Below are 19,667 nucleotides of genomic sequence, written 5' to 3'. Positions count from 1 at the left end.
CCTTGCCTATACTTTTAATTGGCAATCAAAGCGATTGCCTCGCAGTCTTTTTCAGGGTGCTGACTTGAGCGGTGCTTTTCTCAAAGCGGTGTTATTGGTAAAGGGAGCCTCATTTGCCATATAGACTGCCATGTAGAGCATATTTTGGCGCTCTGGGTTAGCAAGGCTGACGGTATAAAACATCCCATCTTGTTGCCACATAATGGATGAAAACTCAGAGGGTGGTTGTTTGGCAGTACCCATGAGCAAATAGCCGCGAATTGTCCTGGCAAGCTGGATTGGAGCGGCAGCCGCCATGTGTTTCTGGTAGTCTTGCTGCGCTTGAGCAATCGCCGTATTGACTGCCGAAAAAGTGCCAATGCGGCAAAAAGGCGAATCATCTTCACAGCTAAATAGACCAACCGTAATGCGCGGTGGCGAATCTGACGTACTAATTCGCACTGCTAAGGTTTGAATAAACTCTTCATCAGCGGGATAACTCAGCCGAATCTGTGAGGGCAGGCGCATAACAACGTTCGGCGGTAGGTTCTGACGGATGCGATCGAGGTGTGGCATAAACACATCTGCTGGGGCAGCAACCGCGATCGCTGACCCGCTTGCCAGCCACCAAAGAGCAGCTACTGTAACGTTCTTAAAAAGACCTTTTGTGCGATCGCTTGCTTTGTCCATGCGCCACCACAACCTGAAAGAGGACATGACTCTACATCAATCTGCTGAGCGACAGAATTTTAGCGCCAAAGTGAGAGCGGTATCTGTAAAACCACTACACAAGATCAACTCAACCACTCGTTTTAAGCCAAAATTGGTCGCATTAGCACCCTACTGAGCCGTCTTAAATGCCCAACCTGTTTAACGCCTTGCTGGAAGGGTTAACGCTGCTCATTGGTGGAGTGGCTTTTTTTCTCACTGCCTGGATTGTTGTGCCTGCGCCCACGTTTGCACTGTTGCCGTTGGGCGTGGGTGCGCCAGAGGTAAGCCCCTGGTTAATGGGGGCTAATGCGATCGCGGTTCTACTCGCCTTACGGTTTGTTCGTAAGCGCTGGCAACGGATTGTGCTTGCCTGTAGTCTTTTTAGCCTGGTCATCAGTACCTTACCGTTGAGCCAGTTTCCGGCTGCCAATCAGCGAGCAGAAGCCAGTATGCAAGCCGCGCTCGGAACCAATTATCTAGCGCAAATTGCCCCCACGTTCCAAGCTCAGATGCGTCCCAAGCCGTTTGTGCTGCGTGACGCATTCCTGGGGATTCCAGAGCAGCCAGTACGCACAACAGCAGGCATACAGTTCGCTGCACCGAATGGAGAGCCGTTAACGCTGACGGTCTATCATCCGCCCCAGGTTGGCAAACATCCAACGATCGTAGCCATCTACGGTGGTGCATGGCAGCGCGGTAGCCCCAATGATGATGCGCCGTTTAGCCGTTATATGGCAGCGCGGGGCTATACAGTGGTGGCGATTGATTACCGTCATGCACCGCGCTACCCCTTCCCGGCACAGCTTGAGGATGTGCGATCGGCGCTCACATACATCCAGCAGCACGCTGAAGCGTTAGAAGTAGATGTGACACGGTTGGCGTTAATGGGGCGATCGGCAGGAGCGCATCTGGCAATGCTGGCGGCATATCAACCTAGCAGCATTGCTATTCGAGCTGTCGTCAATTACTACGGACCCGTTGACCTGACGAAGGGCTACTATGATTTACCCAACCCTGACCCAATCAATAGTCGCGCCGTACTGAAGGCTCTGCTCGGTGGTAGCCCTGAACAATTTCCAGCCTTATACCGACAGGCATCGCCCTCAGAGCTAATCAACAAGCCTTTGCCTACATCACTGCTTGTCTATGGTGGACGCGATCATTTGGTGCAGGCGAAGTTTGGGCGATCGCTCTACGATCGTCTACAGGCAACAGGTAGCCGTGCAGTCTGGCTCGAAATTCCCTGGGCAGAACACGCTTTTGACAAAGTGTTCAATGGCGTGAGCAATCAGCTAGCACTTTACTACACCGAACGCTTTCTAGCCTGGACATTGCGGTAAAGAAGGGCAGGAGGGAGAAGGAGAAAGGCAAAAGGCAGAAGGCAGAAGGCAGAATGAACTAAAAAACCCTTCATCCCCTTACTCTTCACCTCTTCCCCCCCTCACCCCTCACTCCTTACCCCTTACTCTTCATTACCAATGTTCCTTGTGGCACTGGAGGAGCGGTTGCGGATTCAGCTGTAATCAGCATTTGCGGCACACTGGCACTACAAACGCCTTCTGGTAACGACCAGCGTGCCGTACCAGTGCGATGATTGTTGAACTGCCCACAATAGGCAGGTTTGGTTGCCCCTTTGGCAACTGCCCAAAGACGATAGGCTTGACCAACTGGCAAGGCGGGCAGATTTTGCACCAGTACGATAGCAGTCTGATCTCCGGGGTTTACAACCAGGCTACCGGAGGCTTGCGCAGCGTTTTCAGTGCCCTTGAGCGAGTAGATTACGCTATCGGGTTGCTGAAGTGTGGCAACGATCGCCTGATCAGCCTGAAGCGTTTGGCGAAGACGAAAGTTGTCTGCCAAAAGCGCGATCGCAGCTAGAGCGGCGATCGCACCAGCCGCTTGGAACCAAATTACAGTACGGCGATAGCGGCGAACCGTTACAGGTACAGGAGCAGCAGTGGCAGTCCGATCATTGGAGCGCGATCGATCGGGCAGAGCGGATACCGACAGTGGCAGTGGTGACGGTGTTTCTACTGCTGCGGGCGGCTCCTGTGCTAACCGTTGAAACAACCGCCCCTTAAGGTCAGCCGCTATTGATGCCGCCGGAAGAGCATAAGGTAACACATTCACAGTCAACTGATGCTCTGCCAGTTCTGCTGCCAGCTCTGGATACTCGATCGCCTGCGCCTCCACCCAGTGACGATCGTCGTCGTTAAGCAGATCGAGCGCATACAGCGGAGCCAGCTCACAGAAACAGCGGTCTTCAGCGTTCATTACGTTAATAAATGGTCTAGATTCCTATCCTAGCTTGGCTCCCAGTTACCGAGGACAACCCGCAACTTACTTAAACCTAATCGAATGCGAGTTTTAACTGTGCCCAGGGAAAGGTTCGTTTGCGCTGCAATCTCTGATTGGGTGAGTCCTTTGTAGTAAGCGAGTTCGATAACCTGACGTTGCGCTTCGGGAAGTTGGCTGAGGGCGGCTAACACTCGATCGCGGCGCTCTGAGATCAGGACGTTTTCAAGGGGATCTACGCCAGGAGTGGGGGTTTGGATCTCTGCAAAATTCTCTGAGGCGACCGTAACTTTAGTTACACGCTGCAAAGTACGTAAGCGATCGAGGACACGGCTGCGGGTCATCATAAATAGCCAGGTATCGACGCGTGCTTTGCCAACGTCATACCGATCAGCAGTACGCCAGACTTGAGCGAAGACATCTAAAACAACTTCTTCGCTTTCTTCTGCGGATCTCAAACTTTTGAAAGCAACGGCGTAAAGCACTCGCGCGTAACGATCGTACAGTTCTGACAGTGCCGCCTGGTCGCGCTGAGCAACTCGAATCAGCAGCGCAGCTTCATGTGAGGGTGGTTCGGTCACCATTCAGAGGTCATGACATTCTACATTCACTTGCAGTTGAGGCAAGGTCTTTCGTTTAAACGCAAGAACAGGCATGATGCCATTTAACCATAAGTGGCAACGCGTCCGGTTTTGCTGATCGATTTGCTTACTGGAAGTAGCCCGAACCACTGTAAGTAACTTGAGGCTGGTAGAGGCGATCGCGCACCCGTCTTGCCTTCAGTTTGGCTTGCCAGTCTCGAATTGCCATCGCTGTGCGCGTCGTTGGCGAAATGTAGCCCTCCGCCTCCGGTTCGCTAGAGCTAGCAGTCAAAAAGGGCTTGGGCTTAATATTCATACAATGCACAAGGTTGTCAAAGTATGGCTCTAACTCGAGCGATCGAATTACCTCGCCGACCGACTGAAACCGCTCTTGGGGCGAAACCCGCAGCAGCTTACTCAACACCGTACCGAAGTGATCGCTCACCGAAATATGGTCACTCCAGCGTACATCCCCAGTCAAAAAATCATAGTCAAACTCTAGCGGCGGCTTGCCCGACAAAAGATAGAGGCAGGTAACGCCTACTGCATACAAATCGCTTGAGTAAATGGGACGAGACGCAAGCTGCTCGGGTGGCGCAAACCCAACCGTGCCCACAAACTGCGTGGTAATTGGCTTTGCACTGGCATCGCTGCCCTGCACAATATGTTCCTTCACAGCGCCAAAATCAATCAGCACCAGCCGACCATCATCGCGGCAGCGAATCAAGTTCGGTGGCTTGATGTCGCGATGGATAACGCGGTTGTTATGTACATATTGCAGCAACGGTAAAAATTCGCGCAAAAACTGCTTTACCCCAGTCTCAGAGAAGGGTCCGTGGCGCTTGACCAGCTTTGTCAGCGTATAGCCTCGAATATATTCCTGCACCAGGTAAAACTCACCAGCCGTTTCAAAGTAGTTCAGCAGATGAGGAATTTGGGCGTGATTGCCGAGCTTAGCTAACGTGGCAGCTTCTTGCTCAAAGCGTTTGCGTGCTTGTTGTAGCGCAGCAGCATCATTCACTTTTGGGCAAAGTTGCTTGATGACGCAAAGTGGTTGACCGGGCAGAAAGACATCTTTCGCCAAAAAGGTGATGCCAAAACCACCCCGACCAAGAATTTTGAGAATTTCATAGCGATCGAAAAAGCGCTGCTCTGTCCCGCACAGCTGCCCCAAGCGCGTTTGCTCGTGCACATCAGCACGAAAGTTTGATAGATCAGTCACTGAACGATTCATCAGAGAGCCAAATGATTACGTACATTTCGATCGGCTTGTAGCATTTATACCAGTAAGCCGACAACGGTAGATGCAAGAGTTGGTAGAAAAAGCAGAGTCGGTAGAAGCGGTAAGGGGTAGCTGACTGGAACTGAAAGCGCGATCATCGTGGAGTCTATCGTCCAATCAAGCCTTCGCCTAAAAACCAGTTCAAGTAAGGATAGGTTCAGTTACCAATCTGTCCTCAGTGTAAGAATAAACCTGGGGGCATGAACGAAATCTTTAAACTCTGGGCAATGCCGCCGGGGTTCTTAACAGGACGTTTTTAATGCGTCTCCCTTATCGATTACCTCTGCGGATCGATCGACCAAAAAGCGGTTACATCATAGCCCCGATCGTCCAGCATTTGCCGTAGCAGCGGGAGACTCAAACCAATGACGTTGCTGTGGCAACCATCAATTTTTTCGACAAACAAACCGCCTTTACCCTCCAGTGCAAAGGCTCCAGCGCAGTGGAGCGGTTCACCAGTTGCAGCATAGGCAGCAATTTGACGATCGCTCACAGTTGCAAAATAAACTTGGGTAATCTGACAACGGACGAGCGGTGTAGGGCTTGGAGTGTGGGGTGTCGGCGGGATCACGAGTAAAGCGTGTCCCGTGTAAAGGCGACCCACCTGACCGCGCATTTGTTGCCAGCGTTCAATCGCCTCTTCGGTGCCAGCGGGTTTACCGTGAATCTCGCCATTCACTGCCAGTACAGAATCACACCCTAGAACCAGGCGATCGACAGAGGCATGACGATCGAGCTGGGTCGCGACAGTAGTTGCTTTGTTGAGCGCTAACGCTTGCACTAGTGCTGCGGGGTCAGACAGTTGCACTTGAGACTCATCAAACGCACTAGGGCAGACGATCGGCTCAATGCCAACACTTCGCAACAGCCGTAACCGTGCCGAAGACGCAGATGCAAGAATAAACTGTGGTACGCCCATCGAAGATAAATAGCCCTCATTACTTGTAAGAAGGAGGTAGGACGCTTTGCCCCCAAGTTGGGGTTTACTTCCCTCCACCTGTCAAAAATCCTTAGCTGGCAAAACCGTTTCAGGTCTGGAGAAATGCCAGCAGGTCGGTATTAAGTTGTTCTTTATGCGTATCAGTTAAGCCGTGAGGCGCACCTGGATAGACCTTCAATGTTGCGTTGTTGACAAGTTTCGCTGAGGCAAGAGCCGCCGCACCGATCGGCACAATTTGATCGTCGTCACCATGAAGGATCAGCGTTGGCACATCGAATTTTTTGAGATCCTCGGTGAAGTCTGTCTCAGAGAAGGCTTTGATCGAATCGAGCGCATTCTTATGTCCAGACTGCATCCCTTGAAGCCAGAACCAGTCGATCATGCCCTGCGAAACGTTGGCACCCGGACGGTTGAAGCCAAAGAACGGTCCGCTGGCGAGATCTTTGTAGAGCTGCGAGCGATCGGTGAGCGAGGCAGCCCGAAGACCATCAAACACATCAATTGGTAGCCCATCAGGATTAGCCGCCGTTTTAAGCATCAACGGCGGGACAGCAGAGATTAGCGCCGCTTTGGCAACCCGTGCTGTACCGTGACGACCAATATAGCGGGTAACTTCACCACCACCTGTAGAGAAGCCGATCAGGATAGCATCCGTTAGATCCAGTGTTTCAATGAGCGTTGCGAGGTCATCAGCATAGGTGTCCATCTCGTTGCCGTTCCAGGGCTGGCTCGATCGCCCGTGTCCACGCCGATCATGAGCAATGCAGCGGTAACCGTGGGATGCCAGGAAAAACATTTGAGCTTCCCAACTATCCGCATTAAGGGGCCAACCGTGGCTAAAGACAATAGGCTGCCCTGTACCCCAATCCTTGTAGTAGATCTGTGTACCATCCTGCGTTGTGAGCGTACTCATCCGCTAGCCTCCTTTTACATGGGTAGAGAGCGTGGACTTGGGTGCTCGTTTGTCTTGAATGAGCTTCGTGTTCTATTAATTTCCTGTTTTATTAATCCACTGAGAATGACTTGACCGTCCGTTCTAACAACGGTTGCATTTTAGCCCAGCGGGCTTCTGGTGTAGAGGCATTAAAAGTGTAGAGTTTGCCCCGGCTAATTGCCACACTTGCGAGATTATGGCGTTCGCGATCGCCAACTTTAACAGCGTATTCCAGCAGGTAATAGAGCTTAGTGCCAACGGTGCGGGCTTCGGCATTCACCAGTTCGGCTTTGCGCCCAGAATTAGGTGGAGCGATCGCGCTTTTGCCCAATTGGTAACCCACTTCGCCAGGGCTACCCAAATCAGCTAGCGTCTTCTTGTCAGTCACTGGATTAATGACAACGCTCACATTCTCGGTTTGCTCCACAATGTCATGAAACACTACATCAGGTCCGCTTGTAACGCTGACTGGTAGCCAACCGTTAGGATAGAGAAACTTGTAGCCATCTATAGTATCCGTATAGATATTTAAGCCAGCAGTCGGTGTCACACATCCTTGCAAACTGAGGCTGACTACCACCAGAAGTATCGCTAGAATTCGTTTAAGCATCAGTTCTATTTCCCCTTAGCCGTCTTGTAGGCAGCAAGGGCAGCGATCGCCCCGCGCTGACTTTGACCTATTCTCTCACTTCTGCGGCGCTTTACTAGCACTTAGCCTCTGCCTTTAGACCTAGGGCGAGCTTTAGACCAATCAGTAGGCACCTACCTCTAGCTGGGGTCAATCAATAGAGTGCCGACAGAGAATCACTCAAATTTTATGCGGTGATGAAATCGATACCTGAGGTGCACGCAACAAATAACGAATTAAAGAAAGTAATTTAGGGCACATTAGGTAACGTAACAGATGCTTAACGATACAAGCAGACTCATTAATTGCCTACCATCATCGAACTTAATGTACAGATTTTGAATGATAGAGAGCCTAACCCAACTGATTTAGAGCCTCGCGTAACTCACGCTGCTACGCCACTGAAACCTAATGAGGAGTGGCTTAGTTTGCTGGATCATGCTTCCCCTGTAGGTATCTTTCGCACTACAGGGGAGGGGCAAATAACGTATGTTAATCAGCGCTGGTGTGAAATTACGGGCGTTACGGTAGCCCATGGCTCTGATTGGCTACAAACTATTCACCCGGACGATCGCGAACGGGTTACGACCGAATGGCAGCAGGCAACGCAGAGTGTACCGTTAGAGTGCTTTCAGTCGCGCTACCGCTTTCAGCGATCAAATAGCACCGTTTGGGTCTTCGTGCAGGTGGTAGCCAACTATGACTCAGATGGCACACTTAGCGGTTACGTTGGCACCACTACCGATATTACGCAGCGACAACAGGCAGAAGAAACGCTTTGGCAACAGACAGAACGAGAACGTTTAGTTGCCGCGATCGTGCAAGAAATTCGCCGCCACCTTGACCTGTCTCATGTGTTAAAGACAACTGTGACAGAAGTGCGACGACTCTTGCAAACCGATCGAGTCCTGTTTTTTCGCTTTGAATCTGACTGGAGTGGAATCGTCCTCGTAGAATCGGTCGGTACTGACTGGAAATCAATTCAAGGCGAAAATATTGTAGATCCCTGCTTTGCAGAATCGTACGTCTGCAAATACCGAGATGGGCACACGCGCGCCGTCTCCAATATCCGTACCGAGTACCACCAGTCATCCTGCTACGCCGAAATGCTCGCCAGCTTTCAAGTGAATGCTGAGTTAGTGGTGCCAATCTTGCAGAACGATGAACTCTGGGGATTGCTGATTGCTCACCACTGTAGCGAACCCCGCCACTGGCAAACCTGGGAAACAGATTTGCTCAAACAGTTAGCTGCCCAGGTCAGTATTGCCATCCAGCAATCAGAGTTATATCAAGAAGTGCAGCGCCTTAATGCTGAACTAGAGCAACAGGTCCAGACACGGACGGCTCAACTGCAACTGGCATTTAATTTTGAAGCAACATTAAAACGCATTGCTGATCGCGTCCGCGATAGTCTCGACGAAGACCAAATTTTGCAAACAGCAGTACGGGAATTAGCAGGCGCGATTAAGGTCAGAAGCTGTAATGCTGCCCTCTACGATCTGACGCAGCGCACCTCTACTGTTCGCTATGAATACACTACGTCCGTAGCGCCTATTCAGGGACGGATCGTGCAGATGGACAACTTCAAGGAAGGGTACGGTCAGCTCTTGCAGGGACAGTACTTTCAGTTTTGTTCGCTTCTGCCAAACTCAGAGCGGGGCAGGTCAGCAATGTTTGCTTGCCCCATTCTGGATGATCAGGGTGTATTAGGCGATCTCTGGCTAGTCAGCAATAATGAGCGCATCTTCGCCGAGCAAGATATTCGGCTAGTGCAGCAGGTGGCAAATCAATGCGCGATCGCCCTGCGGCAAGCGCGTCTCTATCAAGCATCACAGGCGCAGGTTGAAGCGTTAGAAAAGCTCAATCGCCTCAAAGACGACTTTCTCAGCACCGTCTCTCACGAACTGCGAACGCCGATGGCAAACATCAAAATGGCAGCGCAGATGTTAGAAATCGTGCTGCGTCGTGACAAGCTTCTGGATGCTGATGCCGGTTCGCTGCCACGGTATTTTCAAATTTTAAATAGTGAGTGCCAGCGCGAAATTAAGCTCATCAATGACCTGCTTGACCTCTCCCGTTTAGAAATGGCTACAGAACCGCTCTTTCTAACAGCACTGTCCCTCCAAAGCTGGCTACCCAATATTGTCAAACCCTTTAGCGAGCGCATTAACAGTCAACAACAACACCTGGAAGTCGTTATTCCCACTACACTTGCGCCCCTAACGACAGACCAATCCTACCTGGAGCGCATTATCACAGAACTACTTAGCAATGCCTGTAAGTACACACCTGCTCATGGACAGATTGCTATCGTTGTCGCCGTAGAGTCAACGAACGTGCGGTTTGAGATCAGCAATACGGGCATTGAAATTGCCGCTAGTGATCGCGATCGCGTCTTTGAGAAGTTCTACCGCATCCCCAACAATGATCCCTGGAAGCACGGCGGTACAGGTCTAGGACTTGCCTTAACAAAAAAGCTCGTTGAAACGCTAGGGGGAAGCATCCGGGTCACAAGCAAGGCAGGGCTGACCACATTTATTGTTGAACTGCCGACGAATGGCATTGGTAGTTAGAGGGTGAAGGGGTGGAAGAGTGAAGGAGTAAAAGAGTGAAGCGGGGAAAAAGGGAAGCGGGGAAAAAGGGAAGCGGGGAAAAAGGGAAGGGGGAAAAGTAAGGGAGAACGCTTTGGTATAGGAGTCGAAGAGAATGTTAGGACAGACATCAACCTTGAGACGTCCTTTAAGCAAGGGCTTCGATTTATCCTTTAGCCTTTCTCCTTTAGCCTTTATGCTTCCGTCCCCTGCCTCTGCTTTGGGAACTTTCGACAAATCTCAAGCGTGATGTATCAAAAGGCAGGGAAAGCGTACACTATAAGATCGCATGGTCTGGATAGTGTAATAACGCTTTAGAGCGCGATCGCACTTCTCCAAAACCCTGTCTGTTGTTCGGTTGTTCGCTTTGACGATCCTGATTTCGCTAAGATGTGGCTGAATATTAAGCCAGACAAGTAAAAGTCAGAACGTGCATGAGTGCTAGAACCAGCGTTGCTGCGTTGAGCCAGTGCCAGCGTCGGCGGCTGCGTTCAATTCACTACCTAAGCCAGTTGGAATGGATGTTTCCGTGAGTGTAATGCAGTTAAATAGTCCGCCCGCAACGCCTTTGATTCTTGAGAGCCTGCCAACCCCAGCGCTCGCGGATGAAGCCTGCCCCAGACGTGCCAGGCTAGAGATTGATTTGCTGCTGCTGGCGATCGAAGCGCTAGACTTGAGCGGGTCAGAAGCGATTCTGATTGTGGCAAATGAGTTGGAGCTTCAAAGTATTATCAAAAATCGAGTGTCGCTATGGCGGTTACGTAGTACAAACCCACTGCGGCGCTACAGCCAGCGTCGTCCCCTAACCCTGACAGAAGCAAAAGCCTTAGTAATGGTAGGTTGCTATCTGGCACGGCGGCTGACGGTGCTCATTCGGCAGCTCTTGCTGGCATACCAACAACTCAGCGATAAGCAGCTCTCTATGGAACACCACTTTCGGCTTAGTGAGTATCTGGAGCGGTTTCGCGCCCATTTTCGATCGCGCATGAACCCCAAACGGGCGATCGTGGCTGCCTATAACTCCGACGAAAAATTAGATGAACTGGCACTCAATCTGCTGACTCAACTGCTCTTTTGCACGGGCACACATGGGATGCAGCGCTTTTGGGCAAGCCTGTTTGATGGAGAAGTGGCATGAGTATTCAGCGTCAATATAGTTTGCCTAACTGCACTCTGGTACTGGAAGGATGGGGCGATATGGTTGTCGCCAACCAAACAGAAGCACGTCCCCTTATGTCCAAGCTGACAAGCGCCGAGTTCCATCTGGTAGGGGAAGAAAAACCGTTGTCCGGCGGACGCGAGTTTTTTGAAAGTTTAACTGCTGCTGTCAGCCTTTATGCTCAAGAGCTGTTGAGCGGCATTCGTACCTTCAAGTCACCTCAGACCACGTCGCAGCTTGTGCAGTTACAGCGTCTGGATGATAACCATCATCGGTTGAGCGTGTTACCACCTGATGCCGATCCAGGTTCTGGCATCGCTACCCATCTCACCCGGCAGGTTGACCTGACTACAGTGCAGTTGTTTGATTTGGTGGAAGCGGTAGATCAGTTCTTTGCAGATACCCAGACCTTACCGGATTTAACTTTTCAGGTTGCGCCTCTTGCCAAACGCTACGTCCGTCGCAGCGAACCGGTTGCCAAACAAGCCATACCGGCTGCGATCGGCGCTTCTGGTTTAGCACTAGCAGCGATCGCCTTCTTTTTCATTCCTACACCTCAGGTGCGCCAACCAGACGATCTGGTGCCTAAGACCAATACAACCTCCAGCACAACAGGTTCACCAGCACCCGCTGCACCGCCACCTTCGCCGACTGCCAGTGGTTCGCCTAGCCCTACTACCAGTCCTGGTGCCGCTACGACTCCTAACTCAACAACGGCTGCCCAGCCTGATTTGACTAAGCTAGAAGCAGCACTGACGGCGGCACCGGAAATCACTGACCCAGCTCAAGTCAAAGCGTTGCAGGAGAAGTTGTCTACGCAGCTTGACCAGGCATGGAAAGATCGTCCAGCTGTGACGCAAGACCTGGAGTACCGCGTTGGCGTTGCTAAAGATGGTGCCATTGTTGGCTACAAGCCTATCAATCCAGCTGCAGAAACCAGCACCCAACAAACGCCGTTACTGAACCTGCTCTATATTCCGGCAGCTGGCTCACAGCCATCGTCAGAACCGATCGCTCAGTATAAAGTGGTTTTCACCTCTAACGGCGTGCTTGACGTATCTCCCTGGCAAAACGCCATGGCAAGCCCCATCACAGGCATTACAGAAATTACTGACTCTGACCAAATTTCAGAGCTGCAACCAAAGCTCTACGACCAGATCGATCAAAACTGGAAAGACAAGCCAAGCTTTGAAAAAGATCTTGTTTTTCGCGTACGGGTGAAAGGAGACGGCACGATCGCTGACTATAAGCCCGATAGCGAAGTTGCCGCTGAGTTCGCTAAGGAAATTCCCTTGCCGAACTTAGGAAAACTTGCTGAAGACGGTGATACTGGAGTGGGTCAAGATCCACTCGCTCTGTTCAAAGTGGTTTTCAAGCCGGATGGTAAGCTCGAAGTTAGCCCCTGGCGCGGTCAGAGGGATTAGCAGAAAGGACGGGCAGTAAAAGCACGTGGCAGGCAAGAGTGTCACTGAATCCTGACGCAATGCCTGTTTCGCTTTGCTGTTTCCTCGCTTTTATAGCCGCAACGATATGAACATCATCTTCTTCGGCACGCCTGACTTTGCCGTTCCCAGCTTGGAACGCTTGCTGTCTCATCCAGCTTTTAACGTGCTGGCAGTCGTGACTCAGCCGGACAAACGACGAGGGCGAGGCAGTCAACTGATCCCATCACCAGTAAAGGCGATCGCCCAATCACACAATCTGCCGCTGTATCAGCCTAAAAGTGTCAAAAAAGATGAGGCGACCTTAGATTATCTGAAAAACGCCCAGGCAGATGCGTTTGTCGTCGTTGCTTATGGACAGATTCTCTCTCAGGCGATTCTCGACCTGCCTCGTCTTGGCTGCGTCAACGCTCACGGCTCAATACTGCCACGGTATCGCGGTGCCGCTCCCATTCAATGGAGTTTGTACCACGGTGAAGCAGAGACTGGCATCACAACCATGCTCATGGACGCTGGCATGGATACAGGACCCATGCTGCTAGAAGCCCGCACACCGATCGCACTGCTAGACAACTTTGAAGATCTGGCAACACGGTTGGCACACATTGGCGCAGATCTGCTTCCAGAAACCCTGCTTCAGCTTGATCAGCGAGCAATTCAGCCCATGACACAGGATGAGTCTCAGGCAACCTACGCACCGCTGATCAAAAAAGATAACTATTGGCTGGACTGGTCACGCAGTGCGATCGCCCTTCATAACCAAATTCGAGGCTTTTTCCCTTCCTGTAGCGCCACCTTTCGCGATGAAGCCATCAAAATCGTCGCAACCGCGCCCCTTAGTGAAGCCTTTGAGACACAACTGCCCTCACAATTGAGCGCGATCGCCCAAGCCTGGTCAAACCCTTCGGAAGCAGCGCAACCTGGTGAAGTGGTCGGCATCCTTAAAGGAGAAGGCGCGATCGTCCAAACGGGTGATGGTGTCTTGCTGCTGCGAACCGTGCAGTTACCTGGCAAGCGCCCGCAGTCTGGCTGGGACTTTGCCAACGGTACTCGGTTAGCAGTTGGAGAGGTGTTCGAGAAAGGAGGATGAAGGATGAAGGATAAGGGATGTTTAGTAAAGGTTGGAAGGACAGTCAGAAGGTCTGATTTCTGGTATTAGGGCTGTCAGCCTTTAGCTACCGCATGAGAAGCAAGCTACAGTTACGAAGGCTGCTCTAGCTACTAATCATGTAAATAATGATGAAAGCAGTAGAGAGATCATCGGTTATTTGCTAAAAGCGGGAGCGGGCATACTAAGCGGCGGGTATGATATAAATGTTGAGGTTTGTTACTAAATCATACTGTCGCTAGATGCAGACTGTGATCGTCCCCTTCTATTTTTTGTGTTGTCTGCTACAACATTCGTAACGACGCGTTGCCTGCTTACTGCTGGTCTGTAGCAGGTTTTTTCATGCCTTTTTGCTCAACAACCTACATCTGGAAAAAAGAAGTTATTCATGACTGTATCGATCGTACGCCCCAAAAGCCTTACAGCCGCCACCTTGAGCCCCGCCCTACGCCTGAAGGACATTCTCAAGACTTTGCCGAAAGAATGCTTTCAGAAAGACATGAAGAAAGCTTGGACGGCTGTAATTGTTAATGTGCTGATGGTTGGTTTAGGTTACGCAAGTATCGCGATCGCGCCCTGGTTTTTGCTGCCGCTTGCCTGGATATTTACTGGCACAGCGCTGACAGGCTTTTTTGTGATTGCTCATGACTGCGGACATCGATCATTTGCCAAGCGGCGTTGGGTGAACGACTTGGTGGGACACATCTTCATGCTGCCGCTGATTTATCCGTTTCATAGCTGGCGCCTTTTGCATAACCTACACCACAACCACACAAACAAGATGGATGTGGATAATGCATGGCAGCCGTTCCGCCCCGAACTGTATGACGGGATGCCCAAGCTGATCCAACAAGCCTATCAAGGAATGCGCGGACGGCTTTGGTGGCTGGCTTCGATCGTTCACTGGGCTATCATGCACTTCGACCCATCCAGAGTCGAAGCGAAAGATCGCAATAAAATCAAGCTTTCGGTTGCCGTTGTTGTTGGGTTTGCAGCGATCGCCTTTCCGTTGTTAATCGCTACGCTTGGCTTTGTCGGTCTGGTCAAATTTTGGTTGATGCCCTGGCTTGTCTACCATTTCTGGATGAGCACCTTTACGCTGGTACACCACACTGCCCCTGACATTGATTTTCAGGAACCTGAACAGTGGCACGCAGCGAAAGCACAGCTTGCTGGAACCGTTCACTGCGACTACCCCTTAGGAGTCGAATGGTTGTGCCATCAAATCAACGTCCATGTTCCCCATCATCTTTCTACCGCGATTCCGTCGTACAACCTTCGCATGGCACACGAAAGCCTGCGAGCAAATTGGGGCGCGCATCTTTACGAATCTCGGTTTTCCTGGTCGTTGATGAAGACGATTACTGATCAGTGTCACTTGTATCATGCTGAGGAGTGCTACCAATCGTTTAAGGCACACCATCAGTTAAAAGGCTAAAGGCTAAAAGCTTTGAGTTCTTGAGGAGTTTTGAGTCAATTCTGACTCAAAACTCCTTTTCTTTGACTTCCCAAGAATTTTTTTTTCAAACAAGGTGAATCATTCTTGCTGAGTGGCGTTATCCTGATTCATAGTCTTAGCGAGAGGAAGAATCAGGAATGCGCGCACGATCGCTAATCAGTTTGGGTTCTGTGCTGCTGTTAGCGGCTTGCTCTGGTGCTCCCAAAAGCGAGCAAGCAACGCCACCGTCACCGGTTGATGGCGTAGTGTCGCTGTCTGCTAACAAATCGCAAAATTTTCCGAAGCCTGTGGTCAGCCCAATGGCGGTGATTCCAGTGCCTTCGGTACCGGGCTTAATTACGCCGACAAATGCCCGTATGCGTGTACCAACGATCGTTACAGGACGGACTGATCCGTTTGCTGCGATCGCCACTGCGCCCATCAAACTTATCTCTACCAACAAGCCAGCGGTCGCGTTGCCTAGCCCGTTACCTGCACCGACTCAAAATAGGCTACCAACGTTCAAGACGCCGCCGCTTGCAACAGTGCCTCTTAACGGAACCTCATTACCGCCGACATCGTTACCATCGTTACCATCAGTACCCGTCTCTCCTACTTCGCTTGCAGATACCATTGAGATCAGCGGTGTCGTTAAAGTTGGCAGCAAATGGAGTGTGATTGTTAAAGAGCCAGAGGCTCAAACCAGTCGCTATGTACATCCAGGCAGCTATCTAGCAAACGGACAGGTCTTGGTGAAGCGGATTGTAGCAACTGCTGGCTCTGATCCAATCGTAGTTTTGCAACAGAACGGCGTGGAGATTACGCGAGCGATCGGTGGCGGTAGCGATCGTCTTGCCAGCAAGTAATGGGCTGGTGATCTAAACTCAAGTGAAGGGGAACAGGTTAATGCCCCCATCATGGAGCGCTCTGATGCCAGGACTGAGTAACCAACGCCATGCAGCCGATGGTGGTAAATTAGCAGCATTCTCTAACCGAGAACTGCAACGGGCACTTGATCGACGCAGCCTGAATTATCAGGAAACCTACATTTGCCCCGTTTGCCGCCATGGGCAAATTACAGCGTTGACCTTAATGGATGCCTTTGCGTGCGATTTCTGCCGCCATATTTTTACTGCAAATTTGTTAGAGCAGTCGATTCATGTAGAAGACAGCTCCCAGCCCATGACGTGGCGCTGGAACGGGCATAACTGGAAAGCGGCGAATCAACTAGATACGGATCTCACCATTGTTATCTGGTTAGTTGGTGTGGCGCTTGTGTTGTTACCACCGGCGCTTATTTGGTTACCTTCTCACACCTTTCCACCGCTACAAGGTAGCGCCTGGGCATGGTTTCCCTCCGTTTGGATTGGTCTGACCTTTGCCGCTCACTTGACGTTTGTAGCCTGGTTGCTAGCGGAACATTATCAGGTGCCTTTTTACATCACCTACAAAGTCAGGTTGCGTGAAGCATTGGGTAGACGGTGATGGCAAGCCAAAAGTTATTTCTAGCTTTTAGCCTTCAGCCCTAAGCCTTTTACTCAAAGCGTTGACGTTTAGCAGACCAGCGCAACAGGCTATAGTTGCTGGTCCCGCTAGCGACGATCGCGCTGTCGCCACTGCTGCCCAGGCTAGCGATCGCCAAATAGGTTAGGTCTGCTTCGCTAGAGCTTTCGCTATACAACAATTTGCCTGTAGCTGAGAAAATAAGGGTTCGGGGTCTAACTCGTTGCTTAGGCGCTTTACGTTCGGTTGAATCAGTCAGGGCTTCAGGCTCAACGGTGAGTATAATGTCAGGCAGTTTGCCCCCAGTTAGTGTCGCTAGCTGCACTGGGAGCGTGCCAAAACCTAGCGGCTCCAGCGCATCCCAAGTTGATGCGGTTGCAGAGGCTAGTAGCCCTGTGCGCTTTAGTTCGCGTACCAGAATAGGCATGATGTCGACTGCCCATTCTGGCTGTTGCTGCACCAGGTCAGCGAGTGGCATTGTCTCTGGGGTTTGCCATTGCAGCGCTGAATCTGTAAATGCTAGCGGTTGATGTGTTGTATTACCTGCTTTGGCAATGGCTAGAGCAGGATCTCCAGCCGCTAATAGCTCTAGCTTGCCATCATTCACTCGAACGGCTTTGATGCTGGCAGACGCTACTTGCTGCTCACCATCGGGCAACCAAACGACGATCGATAAGGGCGGCTCAGCCGCAAGACCCAGCAATTTCCAGAGGCGATCAACAGGCGTATTGGCTGGCAGTTCTAATCCAGCATCAGCCAAACGCCAGCGCTTACCATCTTGAAAGCCTGCTACTTGCACCCGATACCATACTTGCTGTTCACCTAGCTTGAGTGCCTCTGCTTGCTTTGGCTTCAACCAGGTAGCGGCGTTGATCTTGGTCAAGGTTTCTGCCACACCCACAATTTGTCCTGGTGAAAAAGTTATTGCTGCCGTGTCTTCAGCTGCTGATGGCTCCAAGCGCTGGATGAGAGCTGTGATGCGGCTTCTCTCCTGGCTGGTCATTTTTGGCTGTTTTTTTAACCAGGCGATCGCGGCATTACTCCCCTGTTGTGCGGCAATGAGCAACGCGCCCCAACTTCTTGCCTCGGCTTGCGCTGGGCTGACGCGTAGTGTCGCATCAACTCGATTTTGCAAACGCCCAGAATCGGCTTTGAGCACGGCGGCAGTTTCCAAGCTGTTTTCAGCATTGGCAGTAAAAACCGTTAGCGCTCGCCGCCAACGCCCATCAACCAGATTCGCTAGCACCTGCTGACCAGGGCTTGCCCAGGATTTATTCGCTTGCGTCTGCGTTGCCTGCGCGTGCAGTTGTATTAGCTTTTGTTGTGCTTGTGCAGCGTCTGACCATCGACCTCTTTTACTACGTACCGATTCTAACCACTGTAAGCCAGTTGACCATAGCCCACTGCGAGCCAGCACTAAGCCCTGTTCGTAAGCATGATCGTCGATCGCTGGCTCTAGTAAAGAAAGTGACTCTAGCTGAAGCGGGCTGGGTAAAAAGTTACGCGGTTTAACCTGATAGATTTGAAACTGAGGCTCCATACCCACTGTTTGATCGAGAACCAACTCCGGCGAACCGCCACCAAACATTTCTTGCCAAACGGGTTCTTGCCCTACAGGGCTGCTCCATTCCAGCATTTGATGCAGATGAAACCGACTGGGGTTGTAGTGCAGCACTTGTCCATAGGCGATCGTGCTATCGCCCCGCAGCCAACGCCCGCTCAGATTTAACCAAATGCCCTGAGTTGGCACCTTACCCTCAAACCGATTTAACGTCATCAGCGGCAATGAGCGCGTTGAACCTTGATTCTCATCACCAGTATTGATCAGCGGTGTTAGCACAAACGTTTCATCCGGTCCCACGATCGCCTGCTGCTCTAACAACTGAAAGGTTTGCTCACGCTGCGTTCCAGGTATAGTCTGGTATACCCGCAGTTGCACAATTTGTTCGCAGTTACTCTGACAGTTCGATCGCCGCGCCAGCACAGGCAGTAGCACGTCAGAAACAGTCGTTTTGTGGTCAAGAAAGCTAATGTTCTTACCCAACTGGATCGGTTCGCCAAGCATGCGTCCTGCCTGGGTAAGCTCTTTCTGAATTGCCTCCATCGTCTGAGGCGGCTTTAACCCCGTTACGGGAATCGGAATCCAATCTGGCAGAAAGCGATTGACCCACAAAAGCGTCTGCGGATCGACAATGAGCTGACCTCCGAGCCAACCCGCGCTTGCAAGCCCACCCGCAGCCAGCACAATGATAACGAGCGCTGACCAAGAAGACATCCCAGGCAACGCACGTCTCAAGCGCTTCTGTTTCGAGGGTGGCACAACCTGCGGCACTACAGGAGGCACTGGCTTAAAGCTTTTGCCTGTTTTGGGGTGCTTAAGGGCGCGATCGCGTGGGTTCATGGTCATGCCAAAACAGCCTCTGCCAAAACAGCCTGAAACAATGCTGGTAGATGACGTACATTACTGTAACCGGGATTACCAGTAGCGTCACGCAATCTTTGAGAGAAGGAGAAGGGTTGAAGGCTGACCGCTGACTGCTGAAAGTTTAGATTCCTATTGCGCTTGCAGATTCTCTTGCAAATAATGTCCCCACTTTGCAGCTAGCGGTGGTTCGGTGAAGGGAATACGAACGGGCTGAGGGCGATCAGCACACGCTAGTTCTAGAACCGCTCGTCCTTTCGTCGGTGCAGCATCTAACGCCACTGCTTTCTCGTTCACCAGTAAGCGAATCGACTGTACACCATCAAGCGAAACCGTTTCCAAATTTACTGGTCCCTTGCGAGTCGGCAAGCCCCAGGTCAGTTCACGTCCCTTTTGCCCCAACACGGCGTAAATGTCGTACTTTGCTCGCTCAAATGGTTCTGCCCAGGTTTTGTACGCCTCCAGCTTTTGGTACTCATTCCAACCTGCCCAGGCAAGCCAGAAGAAGAGTACAAGTAGGGGGAGCCAGAAAAGACCGCGTTCCATAAAGGGTAAGGAGTGAGGAGATGGGCAAGGAGTGGGGGATAAGGAGATGGGTAAGCAGAGGAGGCAGGGGCAGCAGGGGTAGCACTTTGCGTTGCTGTGCTAAAGAGT

17 protein-coding genes are annotated in these 19,667 nt (G+C 51.4%); 8 read left to right on the top strand and 9 right to left on the bottom strand.

What is annotated here, in order from left to right:
• Positions 1-51: 51 nt before the first annotated feature.
• A complete protein-coding gene (locus H6F76_RS24255; RefSeq protein ID WP_190512119.1) occupies positions 52-696 on the bottom strand; it encodes a hypothetical protein in 645 nt (214 codons plus the stop codon).
• 140 nt (positions 697-836) lie between these two features.
• Here H6F76_RS24255 and H6F76_RS24250 point away from each other — a divergent pair, with 140 nt between their 5' ends.
• Positions 837-2,030, top strand: coding sequence for an alpha/beta hydrolase (locus tag H6F76_RS24250; RefSeq protein ID WP_190512117.1), 1,194 nt, complete (start codon positions 837-839; stop codon positions 2,028-2,030).
• A 115-nt stretch (positions 2,031-2,145) separates the two neighbouring features.
• Here the strand turns inward: H6F76_RS24250 and H6F76_RS24245 are convergent, their stop codons facing one another.
• The 6 genes from H6F76_RS24245 to psbP form a co-directional block, all read right to left on the bottom strand.
• Complete coding sequence (locus tag H6F76_RS24245) at positions 2,146-2,964, bottom strand: anti-sigma factor (protein WP_190512115.1); 819 nt, start codon at positions 2,962-2,964, stop codon at positions 2,146-2,148.
• Between the two features lie 29 nt (positions 2,965-2,993).
• On the bottom strand, positions 2,994-3,569 hold the full coding sequence (locus tag H6F76_RS24240) for a sigma-70 family RNA polymerase sigma factor (RefSeq protein ID WP_190512113.1): 576 nt from the start codon (positions 3,567-3,569) through the stop codon (positions 2,994-2,996).
• A 124-nt stretch (positions 3,570-3,693) separates the two neighbouring features.
• Positions 3,694-4,800, bottom strand: coding sequence for a serine/threonine-protein kinase (locus H6F76_RS24235; RefSeq protein WP_190512110.1), 1,107 nt, complete (start codon positions 4,798-4,800; stop codon positions 3,694-3,696).
• A gap of 325 nt (positions 4,801-5,125) precedes the next feature.
• Positions 5,126-5,767 carry a nucleoside triphosphate pyrophosphatase gene (locus H6F76_RS24230; protein WP_190512336.1) on the bottom strand — a complete coding sequence of 214 codons (642 nt, stop codon included), beginning with the start codon at positions 5,765-5,767 and terminating at the stop codon, positions 5,126-5,128.
• Positions 5,768-5,876: 109 nt separating this feature from the next.
• Complete coding sequence (locus tag H6F76_RS24225) at positions 5,877-6,701, bottom strand: alpha/beta hydrolase (RefSeq protein ID WP_190512108.1); 825 nt, start codon at positions 6,699-6,701, stop codon at positions 5,877-5,879.
• A gap of 91 nt (positions 6,702-6,792) precedes the next feature.
• Complete coding sequence (gene psbP, locus H6F76_RS24220; protein WP_190453900.1) at positions 6,793-7,332, bottom strand: photosystem II reaction center PsbP; 540 nt, start codon at positions 7,330-7,332, stop codon at positions 6,793-6,795.
• Positions 7,333-7,655: 323 nt separating this feature from the next.
• On the opposite strand from psbP, the gene H6F76_RS24215 reads away from it, so the two are divergent.
• From H6F76_RS24215 to H6F76_RS24185, 7 genes are all read left to right on the top strand, one after another.
• The gene (locus H6F76_RS24215; protein WP_190512106.1) at positions 7,656-9,923 is read left to right on the top strand and encodes a GAF domain-containing protein; all 2,268 of its coding nucleotides are present in this window, start codon (positions 7,656-7,658) and stop codon (positions 9,921-9,923) included.
• Positions 9,924-10,458: 535 nt separating this feature from the next.
• The gene (locus H6F76_RS24210) at positions 10,459-11,079 is read left to right on the top strand and encodes a DUF3038 domain-containing protein (protein ID WP_190512104.1); all 621 of its coding nucleotides are present in this window, start codon (positions 10,459-10,461) and stop codon (positions 11,077-11,079) included.
• A complete protein-coding gene (locus H6F76_RS24205) occupies positions 11,076-12,524 on the top strand; it encodes a DUF4335 domain-containing protein (RefSeq protein ID WP_190512101.1) in 1,449 nt (482 codons plus the stop codon). Before H6F76_RS24210 ends, H6F76_RS24205 begins: the two co-directional genes overlap by 4 nt.
• Positions 12,525-12,630: 106 nt before the next feature.
• Positions 12,631-13,632, top strand: coding sequence for a methionyl-tRNA formyltransferase (gene fmt, locus H6F76_RS24200; protein ID WP_190512099.1), 1,002 nt, complete (start codon positions 12,631-12,633; stop codon positions 13,630-13,632).
• Positions 13,633-14,038: 406 nt separating this feature from the next.
• Positions 14,039-15,088, top strand: a complete 1,050-nt coding sequence (locus H6F76_RS24195) for a fatty acid desaturase (RefSeq protein WP_190512098.1) — start codon at positions 14,039-14,041, stop codon at positions 15,086-15,088.
• A gap of 158 nt (positions 15,089-15,246) precedes the next feature.
• On the top strand, positions 15,247-15,954 hold the full coding sequence (locus H6F76_RS24190) for a hypothetical protein (protein ID WP_190512095.1): 708 nt from the start codon (positions 15,247-15,249) through the stop codon (positions 15,952-15,954).
• A gap of 64 nt (positions 15,955-16,018) precedes the next feature.
• Positions 16,019-16,573: a hypothetical protein gene (locus H6F76_RS24185; protein WP_242036828.1), complete on the top strand. Its 555-nt coding sequence runs from the start codon at positions 16,019-16,021 to the stop codon at positions 16,571-16,573.
• A 49-nt stretch (positions 16,574-16,622) separates the two neighbouring features.
• Here H6F76_RS24185 and H6F76_RS24180 read toward each other — a convergent pair whose 3' ends face one another.
• Together H6F76_RS24180 and H6F76_RS24175 are read right to left on the bottom strand one after the other, a co-directional pair.
• Complete coding sequence (locus H6F76_RS24180; protein ID WP_190512093.1) at positions 16,623-18,998, bottom strand: hypothetical protein; 2,376 nt, start codon at positions 18,996-18,998, stop codon at positions 16,623-16,625.
• 147 nt (positions 18,999-19,145) lie between these two features.
• The gene (locus H6F76_RS24175) at positions 19,146-19,559 is read right to left on the bottom strand and encodes a hypothetical protein (protein WP_190453924.1); all 414 of its coding nucleotides are present in this window, start codon (positions 19,557-19,559) and stop codon (positions 19,146-19,148) included.
• Between the last annotated feature and the right edge of the window lie 108 nt (positions 19,560-19,667).

It is taken from the genome of Leptolyngbya sp. FACHB-321 (genome assembly GCF_014695975.1).
Lineage (GTDB): Bacteria > Cyanobacteriota > Cyanobacteriia > Leptolyngbyales > Leptolyngbyaceae > Stenomitos.
Note: the sequence above shows the minus strand (reverse complement) of the source record. Positions and strands in the feature narration are given on the sequence as shown.